This is a genomic window from Brevundimonas sp. TWP2-3-4b1 (assembly GCF_049897665.1).
Lineage (GTDB): Bacteria > Pseudomonadota > Alphaproteobacteria > Caulobacterales > Caulobacteraceae > Brevundimonas > Brevundimonas subvibrioides_B.
Genome location: NZ_JAFCWQ010000011.1, coordinates 44,840 through 61,379 on the forward strand (window position 1 = coordinate 44,840; position 16,540 = coordinate 61,379).

16 protein-coding genes are annotated in these 16,540 nt (G+C 68.2%); 11 read left to right on the forward strand and 5 right to left on the reverse strand.

Annotated elements, in window-relative coordinates:
- The first annotated feature begins 25 nt into the window (after positions 1-25).
- The 5 genes from ACP7A5_RS10205 (at position 26) to ACP7A5_RS10225 (ending at position 7,103) form a co-directional block, all read left to right on the forward strand.
- A complete protein-coding gene (locus tag ACP7A5_RS10205) occupies positions 26-826 on the forward strand; it encodes a potassium channel family protein (RefSeq protein ID WP_426041822.1) in 801 nt (266 codons plus the stop codon).
- 103 nt (positions 827-929) lie between these two features.
- Positions 930-3,107, forward strand: a complete 2,178-nt coding sequence (locus tag ACP7A5_RS10210) for a prolyl oligopeptidase family serine peptidase (RefSeq protein WP_426041823.1) — start codon at positions 930-932, stop codon at positions 3,105-3,107.
- Positions 3,108-3,173: 66 nt separating this feature from the next.
- Positions 3,174-5,342 (forward strand): prolyl oligopeptidase family serine peptidase, encoded by a 2,169-nt coding sequence (locus ACP7A5_RS10215; protein WP_426041824.1) that lies wholly within the window; start codon positions 3,174-3,176, stop codon positions 5,340-5,342.
- 193 nt (positions 5,343-5,535) lie between these two features.
- Positions 5,536-6,282, forward strand: a complete 747-nt coding sequence (locus tag ACP7A5_RS10220; RefSeq protein WP_426041825.1) for a DUF1223 domain-containing protein — start codon at positions 5,536-5,538, stop codon at positions 6,280-6,282.
- Between the two features lie 128 nt (positions 6,283-6,410).
- Positions 6,411-7,103 (forward strand): hypothetical protein, encoded by a 693-nt coding sequence (locus ACP7A5_RS10225; protein WP_426041826.1) that lies wholly within the window; start codon positions 6,411-6,413, stop codon positions 7,101-7,103.
- 166 nt (positions 7,104-7,269) lie between these two features.
- On the opposite strand, the gene ACP7A5_RS10230 is transcribed toward ACP7A5_RS10225, so the two are convergent.
- Complete coding sequence (locus tag ACP7A5_RS10230) at positions 7,270-8,346, reverse strand: phosphotransferase family protein (protein ID WP_426041827.1); 1,077 nt, start codon at positions 8,344-8,346, stop codon at positions 7,270-7,272.
- The gene (gene glpK, locus ACP7A5_RS10235; RefSeq protein ID WP_426041828.1) at positions 8,343-9,836 is read right to left on the reverse strand and encodes a glycerol kinase GlpK; all 1,494 of its coding nucleotides are present in this window, start codon (positions 9,834-9,836) and stop codon (positions 8,343-8,345) included. The genes ACP7A5_RS10230 and glpK overlap by 4 nt, the downstream gene beginning before the upstream one ends.
- Before the next feature lie 67 nt (positions 9,837-9,903).
- On the opposite strand from glpK, the gene ACP7A5_RS10240 reads away from it, so the two are divergent.
- Genes ACP7A5_RS10240 through ACP7A5_RS10255 form a run of 4 tightly spaced genes read left to right on the forward strand, consistent with a single transcriptional unit; the run spans position 9,904 to position 12,049 of the window.
- The gene (locus tag ACP7A5_RS10240; protein ID WP_426041829.1) at positions 9,904-10,908 is read left to right on the forward strand and encodes a threonine ammonia-lyase; all 1,005 of its coding nucleotides are present in this window, start codon (positions 9,904-9,906) and stop codon (positions 10,906-10,908) included.
- Entirely contained in the window at positions 10,905-11,372 is a 468-nt protein-coding gene (locus ACP7A5_RS10245) for a MaoC family dehydratase (protein ID WP_426039406.1), read from the forward strand. The genes ACP7A5_RS10240 and ACP7A5_RS10245 overlap by 4 nt, the downstream gene beginning before the upstream one ends.
- 36 nt (positions 11,373-11,408) lie before the next feature.
- A complete protein-coding gene (locus ACP7A5_RS10250; protein WP_426041830.1) occupies positions 11,409-11,669 on the forward strand; it encodes a type II toxin-antitoxin system Phd/YefM family antitoxin in 261 nt (86 codons plus the stop codon).
- The gene (locus ACP7A5_RS10255) at positions 11,666-12,049 is read left to right on the forward strand and encodes a type II toxin-antitoxin system VapC family toxin (RefSeq protein WP_426041831.1); all 384 of its coding nucleotides are present in this window, start codon (positions 11,666-11,668) and stop codon (positions 12,047-12,049) included. Before ACP7A5_RS10250 ends, ACP7A5_RS10255 begins: the two co-directional genes overlap by 4 nt.
- Positions 12,050-12,058: 9 nt before the next feature.
- Here ACP7A5_RS10255 and ACP7A5_RS10260 read toward each other — a convergent pair whose 3' ends face one another.
- The 3 genes from ACP7A5_RS10260 to ACP7A5_RS10270 are packed head-to-tail and all read right to left on the reverse strand — an operon-like array spanning position 12,059 to position 14,743.
- Positions 12,059-12,643 carry a GNAT family N-acetyltransferase gene (locus tag ACP7A5_RS10260; protein WP_426041832.1) on the reverse strand — a complete coding sequence of 195 codons (585 nt, stop codon included), beginning with the start codon at positions 12,641-12,643 and terminating at the stop codon, positions 12,059-12,061.
- A complete protein-coding gene (locus tag ACP7A5_RS10265) occupies positions 12,640-13,578 on the reverse strand; it encodes a Gfo/Idh/MocA family protein (RefSeq protein ID WP_426041833.1) in 939 nt (312 codons plus the stop codon). Before ACP7A5_RS10265 ends, ACP7A5_RS10260 begins: the two co-directional genes overlap by 4 nt.
- Before the next feature lie 4 nt (positions 13,579-13,582).
- Complete coding sequence (locus ACP7A5_RS10270; protein ID WP_426041834.1) at positions 13,583-14,743, reverse strand: DegT/DnrJ/EryC1/StrS family aminotransferase; 1,161 nt, start codon at positions 14,741-14,743, stop codon at positions 13,583-13,585.
- A gap of 147 nt (positions 14,744-14,890) precedes the next feature.
- Between ACP7A5_RS10270 and ACP7A5_RS10275 the strand changes: the two genes are divergently transcribed.
- Both ACP7A5_RS10275 and ACP7A5_RS10280 read left to right on the forward strand, forming a co-directional pair.
- Positions 14,891-15,442, forward strand: coding sequence for a D-glycero-alpha-D-manno-heptose-1,7-bisphosphate 7-phosphatase (locus tag ACP7A5_RS10275; RefSeq protein WP_426041835.1), 552 nt, complete (start codon positions 14,891-14,893; stop codon positions 15,440-15,442).
- Positions 15,443-15,525: 83 nt separating this feature from the next.
- Positions 15,526-16,407, forward strand: coding sequence for an alpha/beta fold hydrolase (locus tag ACP7A5_RS10280; RefSeq protein WP_426041836.1), 882 nt, complete (start codon positions 15,526-15,528; stop codon positions 16,405-16,407).
- The last annotated feature ends 133 nt before the right edge of the window (positions 16,408-16,540 follow it).

The following is a 16,540-nucleotide window of genomic DNA, read 5'->3' on the forward strand; positions in this document are numbered from 1 at the left end:
GCGATCGCGCGACTAGAGGGATGGCATGACAGCCACCGACCGGCTTCCGCGGAGCGGAACTCGCATCCGCGCCCGACTGCGCGCCCTCTATCACGGCTCGTCCCGCACGGCTGTCCGGTTCCGGCTGGCGGTCCTGACCGTCGACCTGATCATCGTCGCTTTCTTCATCGCCGCGCCGCTGCTGAAGCAGGCGGGCCCCGCCTTCTATGTGCTCGACTATGTGGTGGCGGCGCTGCTCGCCGCCGACCTCGCGGCCCGGGCCCTCGCCTACTCCGACATCCGGGACTGGCTGAAACGGCCGATCGTCTGGGTCGACCTGTTCATTCTCGCGACCCTGCTGTTCCCGGCCTGGCTGTTCAACCTGGGCTTCCTGCGGGTGATCCGGCTGTGGACCCTGGTCAGCTCGGACTTCTTCTGGCGCACCGTCGGCCGCAAATACGATGACACCCGGGTCGAGGACACCACCAAGGCTGTCGTCGCCCTGGTCACCTTCGTCTTCGTCGCCACGGGCTTCGTCTACACCGGCTTCATGGGCCGCTATGAAGGCATCAGCGGCTGGGTCGACGCCCTGTATTTCACGGTCACCAGCCTGACGACCACGGGCTACGGCGATATCCTGCTGCCGGGCATCTGGGGGCGGCTCGTGTCGATCGTCATCATGCTGGTCGGCGTCACCCTGTTCGTGCGACTGGGCCAGACCCTGCTCCGGCCGCACAAGGTCCGCTATCCGTGCGAGAAGTGCGGCCTTCAGGTCCATGACCCTGACGCCGTCCACTGCAAGGCCTGCGGCAACCTTCTTTGCATACCCGACGAGGGCGCCGTCTGATTCGCCAGGGTCGGTCCCACGTGACAAAACGGTAAGGTTCGCCGCCTTGCCGCCCGCCCCCTCGCGACTAAGGTGCGCCATCCTTATTTCGGAGCGCCCCCGCATGCGTCGTTCGCTGAGCCTCACGGCCGCCCTCCTCGCCTCCTCCATTCTTGGAACTTCCGCCCTGGCCCAGACCCACACCCCGCCCAACCCGCCGCTGGTCGAGGGGGGCTTCGCCACCACCGACGCGACCGATCCCTATCTCTGGCTGGAAGAGGTCGACGGCGCCCGCGCCATGGCCTGGGTCGAGGACCACAACACCCGCTCGCTCGGCGTGCTCCAGGGCGATCCGCGCTACGAAGGCCTGCACGAACAGGCCCTGGCCCTGGTCCAGGCGCGCGACCGCATCCCGTCACCGGGCTTCACCCATGACGGCCACATCGACAATTTCTGGCAGGACGCGACGCATGTGCGCGGCATCTGGCGGCGCACGACGATCGCCAGCTATCGCACCGACGCACCGCAGTGGGAGACGATCCTCGACCTCGACGCCCTGTCGACGGCCGAGGGCAAGAACTGGGTCTACAAGGGCTCGTCCTGCCTGCCGCCGCAAGAACGTCTGTGCCTGATCTCCCTGTCCGACGGCGGCAAGGACGCCGTGGTGGTGCGCGAGTTCGACTCCGAGAGCCGCACCTTCGTCGACGGCGGCTTCGAACTGCCGGAATCCAAGGGCAGCGCCACCTGGGTCGATGCCGACACCCTGTTGATCGCCCGCGACTTCGGTCCGGGCACGATGACCTCCTCTGGCTATCCGATGATCGTCAAACGGCTGAAGCGCGGCCAGTCGATCGAACAGGCCGAGACCCTCTTCACCGGCCAGCCCTCGGATGTTTCGGTCGGCGCAGGCACGCTGCGCGACGCGGATGGCGTGATCCAGGCGGTGATCATCAATCGCGGCGTGAACTTCTACGAGAGCGAGACCCATCTGCTGAACGCGGACGGGACCACGACCCGGCTGCAACTGCCGGCCAAGTCCGACATCGACGCCCTGGTCCAGGGCCAGCTGGTCGTGACAGTCAAGGAAGACTGGACCGCGCCGTCCGGGCAGGCCTTCAAGACCGGTGACGTCGTCGCCTGGAACCTGGACGCCTGGCTGGCCGACCAGGCCGCGCCGGCCCGGCTGATCATCCGCCCGGGCGCGCGCGAGTCGGTCGAATCCGTCACCGCCACCCGCAACAAGCTGGTCGTCGCCCTGTACGAAAACGTGCGCGGCGCCGCCTATGTCTATACGCCGAACCGGTCCGGCGAATGGTCGCGCACCCGTCTCGACCTGCCCGCCAACTCGACCGTCGGTCTGGGCTCGGCCTCGAAACAGGACGATCGCATCTTCGTCAGCGTCGCCGGCTACCTGAGCCCCTCGACCCTGTCGCTGGTCGACGCGGCCACCGGCGAGATGGCCCAGGTCAAGTCGATCCCGGCCAAGTTCGACGCCTCGGGCATGACTGTGGAACAATTCGAGGCCCGCTCGGCCGACGGCACGATGATCCCCTATTTCGTGGTGCATAAGACCGATATGGCGCTCGACGGGTCCAACCCGACGCTGCTCTACGGCTACGGCGGCTTCCAGGTGTCGCAACTGCCCGGCTATTCGCCCACGGTCGGCAAGCTGTGGCTGGAGCGGGGCGGCGTCTATGTCGTCGCCAATGTCCGCGGCGGCGGCGAGTTCGGCCCCAACTGGCACGAGGCGGCCCTGCAGCAGAACCGCCAGCGCGCCCACGAGGACTTCCAGGCCGTGGCTTTAGACCTTGAGGCCCGCAACATCACCTCCCAGCCCCGGCTCGGCATCATGGGCGGATCGCAGGGCGGGCTGTTCATGGGGGCTATGCTGACCCAGCGTCCGGACCTGATCAACGCGGCAGTCATCCAGGTGCCCCTGTTCGACATGTTCCGCTTCCACCGCCTGCTCGCGGGCGCCTCGTGGCGGGCGGAATACGGCGACCCGGACATCCCGGAACAACGCGCCTGGATCGGCGAATACTCGCCCTACCAGAACCTGCGCGCGGGCCAGCCCTACCCGGAAGTCTTTATTCACACCTCGACCAAGGACGACCGCGTCCACCCGGGCCACGCCCGCAAGGCGGCGGCGCGTCTGGAGGAACTGGGCTATCCGGTCCTGTTCTACGAGAACACCGACGGCGGGCACGCGGCCGGCGCCAACCTGCGCGAAACGGCCCGCCGCATCGCGCTGGAATACACCTACCTTTCGCGCCGCCTGATGGACGCGCCGGCGCAGGAATAGGTTTCGGCATCCGCTCATCCCCGCGAAAGCGAGCACCCCGTGCTTTCGCCAATCAAGGTCGTTCCCATGTTGCGTTCTCTCCTGTTCGGCGTCGCCGCCATCGCCATCTCGGCCCCCGCCCTGGCCCAGACGCCACCGCCGCACTTCCCCGCCGACCTGTCGCCGGCCGGCGTGCGCGCCGCCGACGATCATCTGGCGCTGGAGGAGGTCGAGGGGACCGAGGCCATGGCCTTCGTCCGGGCCGAGAACGAGCGGTCCCTGGCCGCCCTGACCGGTGACCGGCGCTACGAGACCTTCCGCGCCGAGGCCTTCGACATCCTGTCCTCCACCGCCCGCATCCCGGGGCCGGGCTTCCTCGGCGACGGCATAGGCAATTTCTGGCAGGACGCGACCAATCCCAAGGGCCTGTGGCGCCGCACGACGCTGGGCAGCTACCGCACGGACGCGCCTGAGTGGGAGACCCTGATCGACGTCGACGCCCTGTCCCGCGCCGAGGGCAGAGACTGGGTGTGGAAGGGCGCGCGCTGCCTGGCCCCGGACGAGACCCGTTGCCTGGTTTCTCTCTCCGAGGGTGGCAAGGACGCCGTGGTCGTGCGTGAGTTCGACACCATGACCAAGGCCTTCGTCGAGGACGGTTTCATCCTGCCCGAAGGCAAGCATCGGCTCGAATGGTTCGACATCGATACGCTTCTGGTCGCCAGCGACTTCGGTCCCGGCACCCTGACCGAGAGCGGCTATCCCTTCATCGTCAAGCGGCTGAAGCGCGGCCAGACCCTGGCCGACGGCATCGAAATCTATCGCGGCGACATCTCTGATGGCGGCTATGGCGTCAGCCCCTCGGTCTTCCGCGACGGCACGGGCGAGGTTCTGGCCACCATCATCTCCCGCCCGCTCGACACCTATCGCGCAGAGACCTGGCGGCTGAACGGCGGCGTCGCCATCCGCCTGAATTTGCCCGAACGCGTCGCCATCCACGGGGTCCAGAACGGCCGACTGATCGTCGGGCTGGACGAGGCATGGGATCGCGGCGGCTTCCCCGTCGCCGAGGGAACGTTGCTGTCCTTGTCGCTCGACGACCTGGCCCAACCGACCATGCCGCCGCCATCGCCCGACAGCGATCCCGAGACCATCTTCAAGCCGACCGCCCGCCAGTCGGTGCAGGATGTCGCCGTGCTGGACGACGGTCTGGTGGTCGGCGTCTCCGACAACGTCGTGGGCACGCTGCACCGGCTCGCCTTCGGTCAGGGCGGCCGCGCGGCCTGGAGCTCGACCCCGGTCGAGGCCCCCGCCAACAGCGCCGTCGGGATCAGCGACGTGTCGCGCGGTTCGGGCCGGATGTTCGTCTCGACCCAGGGTTTCCTGACGCCGCCTACCCTCAGCCTGCTGCCGACGAATGCCGACGAACTGACGACGCTCAAGTCCGGCCCGGCGATGTTCGACGCCTCCACCCATGTGGTCGAGCAGTTCGAGGCGACCTCTTCGGAAGGGACGAAGATCCCCTATTTCCTCGTCCGGCCGACCAATGCCCCCATGGACGGCTCCACCCCGACGATCATGTTCGGCTACGGCGGCTTCCAGGTCTCCTTCCCGCCCGCCTACAAGCCGGAGCTGGGCAAGCTGTGGCTTGAGAATGGCGGCGCCTATGTGGTGGCCAATATTCGCGGCGGCGGCGAGTTCGGTCCGGCCTGGCATCAGGCGGCCCTGCGCGAGAACCGCCAGCGCGCCTTCAACGACTTCGCCGCTGTGGCCCGGGATCTCGCGACGCGAGGTGTCGCCTCCGCCCGCCGCCTGGGCATCTACGGCCGGTCGAACGGCGGGGTCCTGACCTCGGTCTCGATCACCCAGCACCCTGAGCTCTACAACGGCGCGGTGATCGAGAGCCCCCTCATCGACATGCTACGCTATCAGGACCTGCCGGCCGGCGCGTCGTGGATCGGCGAATACGGCGACCCGCGCATTCCCGGCGACGCCGCCTTCATCAGCCAGTATTCGGCCTATCAGCAACTGCGTCCGGAGGCGGAGTATCCGCGCCTCTACATCACCACCAACACCCGCGACGACCGTGTCCACCCCGGCCATGCGCGCAAATTCGCCGCCCGCCTGGGCGACCAGGGCCACGACCACCTCTATTACGAGGAGACCTCGGGCGGTCACTCCAACGACGCCGACCCGGTCGCCAACGCGCGGCGGTGGGCCCGGCACTATGTCTATCTGAGTCAGCAGCTGATGGATTAGCGATCCTCCCCCGATCGGGGGAGGGGGACCACGAAGTGGTGGAGGGGGCCTGGGCCAAACACGGTGTGCGCGGCTGGCCCCCTCCGTCACGTCGCGAAGGCGCGCCGCGCCACCTCCCCCAATGGGGGAGGAGACCTCCCTTCACGGGAATATGAGGCGCGCGCGAACTCTGCTCCCGCTAGGACTCCAGCCCATGAAGGCTAGGGGCATCATCGTCGCGGGCGTCGCCGCCCTGGGTCTGCTCGGCGCGGTTGGTTCGACCGCCCAGTCGGCGGGCGCACGCCCCGTTCGCCTGTCGGGGACGACCGCCGAGCCGGTGGTGGTGGAGCTGTTCACCGCCCAGGGCTGTTCCGGCTGTCCCGCCGCCAACCAGGTGGTCGAGGGTCTGGCCGGGGAGCCGGGCGTCATCGCCCTGACCTACGCCGTCGACTACTGGGACTACCTCGGCTGGCCCGACACCTTCGCCAAGCCCGAGTTCGCCCAGCGCCAGCGTGCCTATCAGACCGCCATGCGTCTGCGGAACGTCTATACGCCCCAGATCGTGATCGACGGGCGTCGACAGGTCTCGGGCGCGCAAGGGGAGGCGATCCAGGTCGCCGTCAACGAAGAAGCCGCCCGGCGCAACTTCCCGCCGCAGGTCCAGTTCCGCGAGAGCGGCGACGCGGTCGGGGTCGGCTCGGGCCGCGCGCCCTCCGGCGGCGCCGACGTCTGGGCCGTTGTCTATCGTCCGGGGCTGCAGACCGTGACCGTGGCCGGGGGCGACAACCGGGGCCGCGACGTCCGCCACATCAATGTCGTCCAGAGCCTGACCCGGCTCGGCGACTGGACCGGTCGTCCGATCCTGCTCGACCTGCCCGAGGCCGTCGATCCCCAGGACAAGGTTGTCGTGATGGTCCAGTCGCGCGCCGATCGGCGGATTCTCAGCGCCGCGGCGCGTTGACGCCTTCCGTTGTCCGAGTCAGCCAAACCCTTGGCGCCCCTATCAGTTTCGGTCACTGTCCGCCGTGAAACGATCGTCGCTATTGACGATTCGTCGCCATCCGATGGCGGCGCTCTGGGGGAGCGAAGATGATTGAGCGCGCGGGTCGGGTCGTCGGGGGACGCACCCCTATCGCCGCCGCGCTCGCCATCGTCGCAGCCGTCGCGTCCTTGACCCTGACGGCGGCGCCGGCCGGGTCGCAAACCCGTCCGGCGTCAGCTCCCAACCCCGATCTCGAGGCCCGCGCCATCACCCGGATGGTCACTGCCGCCGAAGTGGCCGACTGGGCGCGTGAACGTCGCGACGCCCCGGCGATGATCGTTGCGGCCCGCATGCTGGGCGACATCCCGACCCGACGCGAGAACGGCGACGAACCCTTCCTGACCCATGCCGCCCTGCTGGACGAAGCCGAGACCTTCGCCGGGGGCGACCGCGTCCTGCTGGACCAGATTTCGCGCGAACGGTCGCCGGACAAGGGTGTGCGCGCCTCGCCTTTCGGTGCCGGTCCGATCGTTGTGGTGCGCCGCCTGCGCGCGCGCGCGACCTATAGTTTCACCATCGAGGCCCGTCGCAACGAAGTGCTGCGCGTGGCCGCCATCGGCGACGGCGACACCAATATCGACCTCGCGCTGCGGGACGAGAACGGCGCCGTCGTCTGCTCCGACGGCTCGCTCGACCACTACCCGGTCTGTACCGTCGCCCGCCCCCAGGCCGGCCCGATCCGCATCGAGATCGTCAACCGCGGCGAGGTCTGGTCGCGGGTGCAGATCTTGACGAACTAGGATCAGGGGTCTCCTCCCCGTCGCGCAGCGATGGGGAGGTGGATTCGCAGCGAAGCGGAGGAGACCGAGGGGTTCTGTCCGCGCGAGCGAAGAACCCCTCCGTCAGCTCGCGAAGGGCTCGCTGCCACCTCCCCATCGCCAAGTGGCGACGGGGAGGAGACGTGGCTTAAGCCCCCGCCTTCACCGCGAAGCCCCACGCCGCCCTGGCCAGCGGGACCACCTGTTTCGCCGTCTCGAGGGCATGGGCCGAGGCCGCCGTGCCGTCGCGCACCCGTCCGGCGATGCCCTGACAGATCGCCGCCAGCCGGAACAGGTTGTAGGCCATCAGCCAGTCGAGGTTCTCCGGCGGCCGCAGCCCGCTGCGCGCCACATAGCGTTCGATCGTCTCCTCGACCGTCGGAATGCCCAGCGCGGGCAGGTCCAGGCCCGCCAGGCCGTTGCGCACCGTCGGTGGCAGGACCCAGCCGATCAGCAGATAGGAGAAGTCCGCCATCGGGTCGCCGAGCGTCGACAGTTCCCAGTCCAGCACCGCGCATACCTCGGCCGACCCGGGCGCCATGATCATGTTGTCGAGGCGGAAATCGCCGTGGACGATTCGCGTTGGTCCCTCGGCCGGCAGACCCTGCGGGAGCCAGTCGATCAGCCGGTCCATCTCCGGGATCGGATCGATCTCGGAGGCGCGGTACTGTCTGGTCCAGCGCCCGACCTGACGCGCGAAATAGTTTCCCGGCTTGCCGTAGTCGGCCAGCCCGATCGCGGCGGGATCGAATTTGTGCAGGTCGGCGAGCGCATCGGTCTGGGCCTCGAAGATGGCGCGACGTTCGGCCGGCTCCATCCCCGGCAGCTTCAGGTCCCACAGGACCCGGCCCTCGACCTTGTCCATGACGTAGAACATCGATCCGATCACGGCATCATCCGTGCACAGAGCATAGGGCCGAGCGACTGGATAGCCCTGTTTGTACAGAGCCGAGGTCACCGCGAACTCCCGATCCACGGCATGGGCCGAGGGCAGCAGCACGCCCGGCGGTTTCCGGCGCAGCACATAAGCCGCGCCCGGCGTGGACAGTTCATAGGTGGGGTTCGACTGTCCGCCCTTGAACTGGCGGAGGGTCAGCGGCCCGGCATAGCCCTCGACGTTCGCGGCCATCCAGACATCCAGCGCGGCCTCGTCCAGTCGGTAGCGAGGGTCGACCTCCCGTGTTCCGGAAAAGGCGGCCTGGGGATCTGTGGAACTGTCGGTCATTGCGCGGCGACAATGGCGGCCTTGACCGCGCGATGCCAGCCCCCCAGCAGCGCTTCACGCCGTTCCGCCGACATCCGCGGTTTCCACACGGCCGGGGCCTCCTCGTTGCGGGGTTCCAGATCGTCGATCAGCCCGACGCCCAGCGCCGCCAGTCTTGCAGCGCCCAGCGCCGTCATCTCCTGAAACGCCGGGCGCTCGACCGTGACCTCGCAGATGTCGGCCACGAACTGCATGGCGAAGGCGTTGGCCGTGACCCCGCCGTCGACCTTCAGCACGCTGAATCTCGGCGCACCGTCCTTCGCCAGGGCGTCCAGCAGGTCGCGCGTCTGATAGGCCAGGGCCTCCAGCGCCGCCCGCACGAAATGGGCCGGCTTCGTGTCCCGCGTCAGGCCGATCACCGCGCCGCGCGCATCCGGCTCCCACCACGGCGCCCCCAGGCCGGTGAATCCGGGAACCAGATAGACCCCGCCATTGTCCTTGAGTCCCTGGGCCACCGCCTCGGACTGGCGGCTGTCGGAGATCATCCCGACCCCGTCCCTGAGCCACTGGATCGCCGACCCGGCCGAGAAGATCGACCCCTCAAGCGCCCAGGCGACGGTCTCCCCGACCTGATAGCCGAGGGTGCCCAGCAGCCTGCTCGACGAGGCCACCGGATCGGCGCCGACATTGGCGACCAGGAAGGCGCCGGTGCCATAGGTGATCTTGGCGTCGCCGGGCTTCAGCGCGCCGTGCCCGACCAGGGCCGCCTGCTGGTCTCCCGCAGAGCCCGCGATCGGCAGGGCGCGCCCGAACAGGCCGGGATCGCTCTCGCCCAAGACCTCGGCGCAGCCGACGATCCGGGGCAGGGCGACTTTCGGAACCCTGAACAGTTCGCACAGGTCGTCGCGCCACTCGCGCGTCCTGAGGTCCATCAGGGAGGTACGGCTGGCGTTGGTCGCATCGGTGACGTGGCGCGCGCCGTTCGTCAGCTTCCAGACCAGCCAGCTGTCGATCGTCCCCAACTTGACCTCGCCCTTCGCGGCCCGCTCCCGCGCCCCCGGCACGGCGTCCAGCAGCCAGGCGAACTTGGTCGCCGAGAAATAGGGATCGAGGATCAGGCCGGTCGCCGCCTGCACCATGGCCTCATGCCCCTCCGCCGCCATGCGCGCCGAGACGTCCGCCGTCCGTCGGTCCTGCCAGACGATGGCCCTGTGCAGGGGCTCGCCGGTTGCGGCGTCCCACAGCACCGAGGTCTCCCTCTGGTTGGTCATGCCGATGGCCGCGAACCGGCCGACGCCGCCTGCGGTCTTGATGACCTCGCGACAGGTCTGCAGCGTCGCAGCCCAGATCTCGGCCGCGTCATGCTCGACCCAGCCCGAGTGAGGGAAATACTGTTCCAGCTCGATCTGGCTGACCGCCAAGGGATGCAGACCCCTGTCCTCGCGCAGCTCGAAGGCGATGGCGCGGGTCGAGGTCGTGCCCTGGTCGATGGCGAGGATGCAGGTCGTCATGGTTCTCAGCGTTTCCCTCGTTTTCGCCACCTTACGCGGACGGACCGGATCGGGTTAAGTGCCTCGCATGTCCGACCGCACCGCTTCCTACGAAGGCGTCCTCGACGCCGCCCGCCAGATCGCCCCGGCGGCGGTCCGCACCCCCCTGATCGAGAGCCCTGCCCTCAACGAACGGATGGGCGGCCGCGTCCTGCTCAAGGCCGAGACGATGCAGGTCGCCGGCGCCTTCAAGTTCCGGGGCGCCTACAACCGGATCAGCCGCTTCAGCGCCGCCGAACTGGCCGCCGGCGTCGTCGCCTTCTCCTCCGGCAACCATGCACAGGGCGTGGCGGCGGCGGCGAAGCTCATGGGAACCAGAGCGGTCATCGTCATGCCGGCCGACAGCCCCGCCATAAAGATCGCCGGGGTGAAGTCTTTCGGCGGCGAGGTCCGCCTCTATGATCGATGGACCGAGAGCCGCGAGGAGATCGGCGCCCAGGTCGCCAGGGAGCGCGGCTCCGTCCTCGTGCCCCCGTTTGACGATCCCTATGTGATCGAAGGCCAGGGCACGACGGCGCTGGAACTGCTGGGCCAGGCCGAGTCCCCGGTCGACCAGCTGCTGTGCTGCTGCTCCGGCGGCGGACTGATGGCCGGCATCAATCTGGTCATCGAGGCCCGCAGTCCGCAGACGAGGACCTGGGCCGTCGAGCCCGAGGCCTATGACGACACCGCCCGCTCGCTGGCCGCCGGCGAACGGATGGGCCACCCGCAGGGCCCGCCCTCGATCTGCGACTCGCTCCAGACCCCGATCCCCGGCGTCCTGACCTTCCCGATCAACCAGCGCGTCCTCTCCGGCGTCCTTACGATCAGCGACATGGAGGCGGCCGAGGCCGTCGCCTACGCCTTCCGCGCCCTGAAGCTGGTGGTCGAACCCGGCGGCGCCGCGGCCCTCGCCGCCGTCCTCGCCGGCAAGATCGAGACGAAGGGACGGACCACCGCCGTCATCCTGTCCGGGGGCAATATCGACCCCGGCCTGTTCGCCGATATCATCGAAGGCCGGTTCGTTCCGGCCGCTCAAGGAGCCGCCGCATGACCAAACCCTCTGACCTCCAGTCGCTGATCGGCACAGAGATCGGCGTCTCGAAATGGATCCTCGTCGACCAGGCCCGCATCGACGCCTTCGCCGAGATCACGGAGGATCGCCAGTTCATCCACATCGACCCGGTCGCCGCCAAACAGACCCCGTTCGGAGGCACGATCGCCCACGGCTTCCTGACCCTCAGCCTCGCCTCGGCCATGTCCTATGATGCGGTCAAGCCGCTGGATGGCGTGGTGATGGGCGTCAACTACGGGTTCGACAAACTCCGCTTCCTCGCCCCCGTCCCTGCCGGCTCCAGAATCCGCGGACGCTTCAAGCTGCTCTCGGCCGAGGACAAGGGCGCCAATGGGGGCGTCACCCGCTGGCTGCTGAAGCACGAACTGACCGTCGAGATCGAAGGCGCCGACAAGCCCGCCCTGATCGCCGAATGGCTTGGAATGCAGATGGTCGGCGGCTGACTTGAAAATGGTCGGAATTTCGACCATTATTCTGTCATGGCCCATGTCTCCGTTTCCGAGGCAAAGACCCGGTTCACCGAAATCCTTCGTCTCGTCGAGGCGGGGGAAGAGGTTGTCGTGACTCGTCACGGCAAGGAAGTCGCCCAGATCGGTCCGCGCCGGATCAAGCCTACGCCCACCCAAAAGCTGGCGGCCATCCGCAAGGCCCAGGAGTTGGCCAGAGGCAAGGTCGAGCCCGGCTTTTCTGCCGCGCGCAGCGCGGACTTCCTCTACGAGGGTGACGGCCTTCCCGGATGATCGTCGTCGACGCCTCGGCTCTCATCGCCGTGGTGGCTGAAGAACCTGAAGCGGCCGCCTGCATCGCGGTCCTGATCGACAACGATCTCATCATTTCCGCCGCGACGCTCGCGGAGGTGCTGATCGTCGCCAAGCGCAAACGACTGGAGCCGAGCCTGCGCGCCCTCCTCGAGGGACTGGCCATGGACGTCGCGGAGGTCGATGCGGACTTCGCCGAACGCTCTGCGCTGGCCTATGGCCGTTGGGGCAAGGGATTTCATGCGGCCCAACTGAACTATGGCGACAGTTTCAGCTACGCTCTTGCCGAAATGTACGATTGCCCGTTGCTGTATGTCGGCGACGATTTCGCCCAGACCGACATCCGCAGCGCCCTGATCTGATCGCCCACGCTACCCGAACGCCGCCAGCCGCTGGTCCAGCGTCGCCCGCACCGCCGGCCATTCCTCTGCCAGGATGGAAAAGATCACCGAGCTTCGCACCCGCCCGGTCCAGGTGATCTTGTCGTTGCGCATGACGCCCTCGCGAACCGCGCCGAGTTTCGCCATCGCCGCCTGGCTGCGCAGATTGATCTGGTCGACCTGAAACGCCACCCGCTGCGCTCCGCAGGCGAAGGCCTGCTCCAGCATCAGGCGCTTGGTTGCCGGGTTCACCACCCCGCCGCGCGCCTCGGGCCGGTAACAGGTCGTACCGATCTCCACCGCGCGATCGGCCCGCAGGATGTTGATGAAGGTCGACAGGCCGACGACCTCGCCCTCGCGGACCACCGCGAACGGAATCCGCGTCCCGGCCGCCTGCTGGTCGCGCATGGCCTGCCAGCCGCCGTCGAACCGGTCGCCGCCCAGGGAGGAGTAATAGAAGGTGGGCCACAGCTCCGGATCGGCGTCGCAGGCCAGCCTCAGCGGCTCCTTGTGACGCTCCCCGAATGGCTCCAGCCGGACGAAGTCGTTCTCCAGAACCTCCGATCGGAGGATCATTCCCCCAGGCACCTCAGGGCGACCTCGAGGTTTCGCAGGCCGTCCTCGCCGGTCACCGCAGGCGTCTCGCCGGTGCGGATCGCGTGAGCGAAGGCTTCCAGCTCCTTCTTCAGCGGCTCGTTAGGCCAGCTCATCACGCCGCGCGTGGAATAGGAGCCGTCCGGCTGCTGGCCGAAATATTCGGTGACCTGTCGCGTCATCAGGTCGGCCACGACGAACTTGGTCTGCGTCGCGACCTGCAGGGTGCGGGTCTTGTAGGGGGTGACCCAATTGGTGGTGATGTGGGCGATCACCCCGTTCTCCAGCCGGAACTGAAGCAGGGCCGTATCCTCACGGTCGGCGCGGGTGCGGGCGAGCTGCGGCTGGACCTCGGCGATCTCCGAGCCCGTCAGGTGACGGATGATGTCGATGTCGTGCACGGCCAGATCGATGACCACGCCCACCTCGCCCATGCGCGGCGGGAAGGGGCCGACGCGGGTGATCTGGATGGAGATGACGTCCTCGCCCTCGATGGCGCGCTTGACCGCCTCCACCGCCGGGTTGAACCGCTCGACCTGACCGACCATCAGAACCCGGGCGTTGGCCTTGGCCGCGTCGATCATCCGCTGGGCGTCGGCCACGGTTGCGGCGATCGGCTTTTCGACCAGCACATGGACGCCCGATTCGAGCAGGGCGACGCCGAGGTCGGCGTGATGGCGGTTCGGCGTGGCGATGACGGCGGCTTCCAGCCCGCCCGCGACGAACTCTGCGGCGGTGGTCACAGCCTGCGCCCCATAGGCCGAGGCGACGCCCTCGGCGACCACGGCGTCGGGATCGAAGACCAGGGCCAGGTCGATCTCGCGCATCTCGGACAGGACGCGGGCGTGGTTGCGCCCCATGACGCCGGCGCCGGCGACGCCGGTGCGCATCGGCGCGTGCAGATGGGTCGGGTTCATGTGCTTAGCCCTTGTAGCTGGCGACGGCGGCGACGATCCGGTCCTGGGTCGCCTCGTCCAGATCAGCGTGCATCGGCAGGCTGATGACCACCTTCATCAAGGCCTCGGTCACCGGCAATCCCTGAGGCCCGCGCGGGTGCATGTCATAGGCCGGCTGCAGATGCAGCGGGATCGGATAGTAGACCGCCGACGGCACGCCCTGGTCGCGCAGGTGGGCCGCCAGACCGTCACGGTCCGGATGTTCGATCGTGTACTGGGCCCAGTTCGAGACGTTGCCCGCGGGCAGATACGGTACGGCCGTGACGTGCGGCGCCAGCAGTTCGTTGTAGCGGGCGGCGATCCGCGTGCGCCATTCGATCTCCTGGGGGAAGACCTTCAGCTTCTCGATCAGGACGGCGGCCTGCACCGTGTCCAGACGCGAGTTCATCCCGACCCGCATGTTCAGATATTTGGTGTCGTGCTCAAAGGTCCGGCCGACCAGATCCTTGGCCACCGCCTTGCCGTGCACGCGGTAGCTGTCGATCTCCTGGGCCAGATCATCGTCGTCGGTCAGAACCGCCCCGCCGTCGCCGTAGCAACCCAGCGGCTTGGCCGGAAAGAAGCTGGTCGTCGTCACGTCGGCCCATTTCAGGGGATGGTCGCCGTCGATGGTGCAGCCGAACCCCTGGGCCGAATCCGCGATCAGCTTCAGCCCGTACCGGTCGCAGATCGTCTTGATGGCCGGATAGTCGGCGGGCTGGCCGAACAGGTCGACGGCGATCACGACGCGGGGCCTCAGCCGACCCTCCGCGATCGTCGCCTCGATGGCCGCCTCCAGGTGGCCGGGGTCGATGTTGTAGGTGCGCGGATCGATGTCGATGAAGACCGGCGTCGCGCCCAGCCACGGCACGACCTCGGCGGTGGCGCAGAAGGTGAAGCTGGGCACGAAGACCGCATCGCCCGGTCGGAGACCCCAGGCCATCAGCGGCAGGGCCAGGGCTTCGGTCCCGTTGGCGCAGCCCAGCGCATGCTTCGCCCCGCCGAACGCCGCCAGAGCCGTCTCGAACTCGCGCACCGGCGGGCCCATGACATAGGCCCCGCTCTCGACGGCGGCCATCATGGCGGCCTCGATCTTGCCGCCCAAACGGCGGCGTTGGGCCTGCAGGTCGATGAAGGCGATGCTCATGGGGGAACCTCTCTCGAAACGGGGCGGCGCAGAACCCGGATCAGGGGGCGGCCTTCGAAGGTGGGGCCGTCTAACCCGCCGGGCGCCGCAACGCCAAACACAAGGGGGTCACTTCGCGTTGCGCCTTGCAACGGTCCTGCCTATTCCATGCACCGTCCGAACCCGGAGCCCGCCGCCTTGAATACTGTGCCGACGACCTATCCCGCCGTCTTCCTCGACCGCGACGGTGTCCTGATCACCGACAGCGGCTATCCGCACCTCGAAGAGCATCTGATCCTGATCCCCGGCGCGGCCGACGCTGTCCGTCGCCTGAACGCCCTCGGCTATCTGGTCGTCATCGTCACCAACCAGTCCGGCGTGGCGCGGGGCCTGTTCAGCTTCGAACAGATGGAGGGGTTCAATGCCCTGCTGGTCCGTCGCCTGGCCGGCAAGGGCGCCCGCATCGGCGCCGTCTATGCCTGCCCGTTCCATAATGAGGCGGAGGATCCCAGATGGCTCCACCCCGACCATCCGGATCGCAAGCCCAACCCCGGCATGATCCTGCGCGCCATTGCCGACCATGACATCGACCCGGCCCGCTCCTTCCTGATCGGCGACCGTCAGAGCGATCTGGACGCCGCCCGTCGCGCCGGCCTGCCAGGCTTCCTGTTCGAAGGCGGCAATCTCGATCATTTCGTCCGCGACCTGCTCGGCGGGTGATCGCAATTCACTGGCCTGTTCACCGGAGGATGAAATAAGCTCCGGTCGACGCGGGGGGCGTCCTGGCTTGGGAGTGCGCCGCAATGGCCGAATCGACCCTGTATTCCGAGCGTCGCTGGACCTCGTCCGACGGGCTCAGCCTGTTCGCCCGCGACTATCCGGGGGCGGACGGTCCGGCGAAACTGCCGGCCATCGCCATTCACGGCCTGACGCGCAACTCCGCCGACTTTGACGCCATCGCCCCCTTGATCGCGCGGGGCGGCCGCCGGGTCCTGGCGCTCGACGTGCGCGGGCGCGGCCAGTCCGATCGCGCCACCGACCCGATGACCTACCAGCCGCCGGTCTATGCCAAGGACGTTCTGGGTCTGCTTGAGGCCGCCGGAATCGAGCGGGCCGTCTTCCTCGGCACCTCAATGGGCGGGCTGATCACCATGGCGATCACGGCTCTGAAGAGCCGCGTCGTCGCCGCCGCCATCCTCAACGATATCGGCCCCCAGGTGTCGCCCGAGGGCCTGGCCCGCATCGCCGCCTATTCCGGCCAGCCGGTGGACACCCCGACCTGGGCCGCCGCCACCGCCTACGCGAAGCGCATCAATGAGATCGCCTTGCCGCACTACACAGACGCCGACTGGGACGCCTTTGCACGGCGCACCTTCCGCGACGGCACGGAGGGCTCGCCCGTCCTCAACTACGACCCCGACATCGCAGTCCCGATTAGAGCGGCCGGCGCCAAGGCCCTGGCCCCGAACCTGTGGCCCTATTTCCGCAAGCTGGCCCGCAAGCGCCCGACCCTGCTGATCCGGGGCGGAACGTCGGACCTGCTGGGCGCCGAAATCGTGGCGAAGATGCAGAAGGCCGCCCCCGACATGCGCTACGCCGAGATCCCCGACATCGGCCACGCCCCGATGCTGGACGAGCCGGAGTCGAAAGCTGCGATCTTCGAATTCCTGCGGGACGTTCCGTAGAACGTCTCCTCCCTGTTCGCCGCTTGGCGAATGGGGAAGTGGCGGCGAGCCCTTCGCGAGCTGACGGAGGGGGTCTTCATGCATGCGGAAAGAACTTCTCCGTCTCTCCGCTACGCTTCGAGCCACCTCCCCA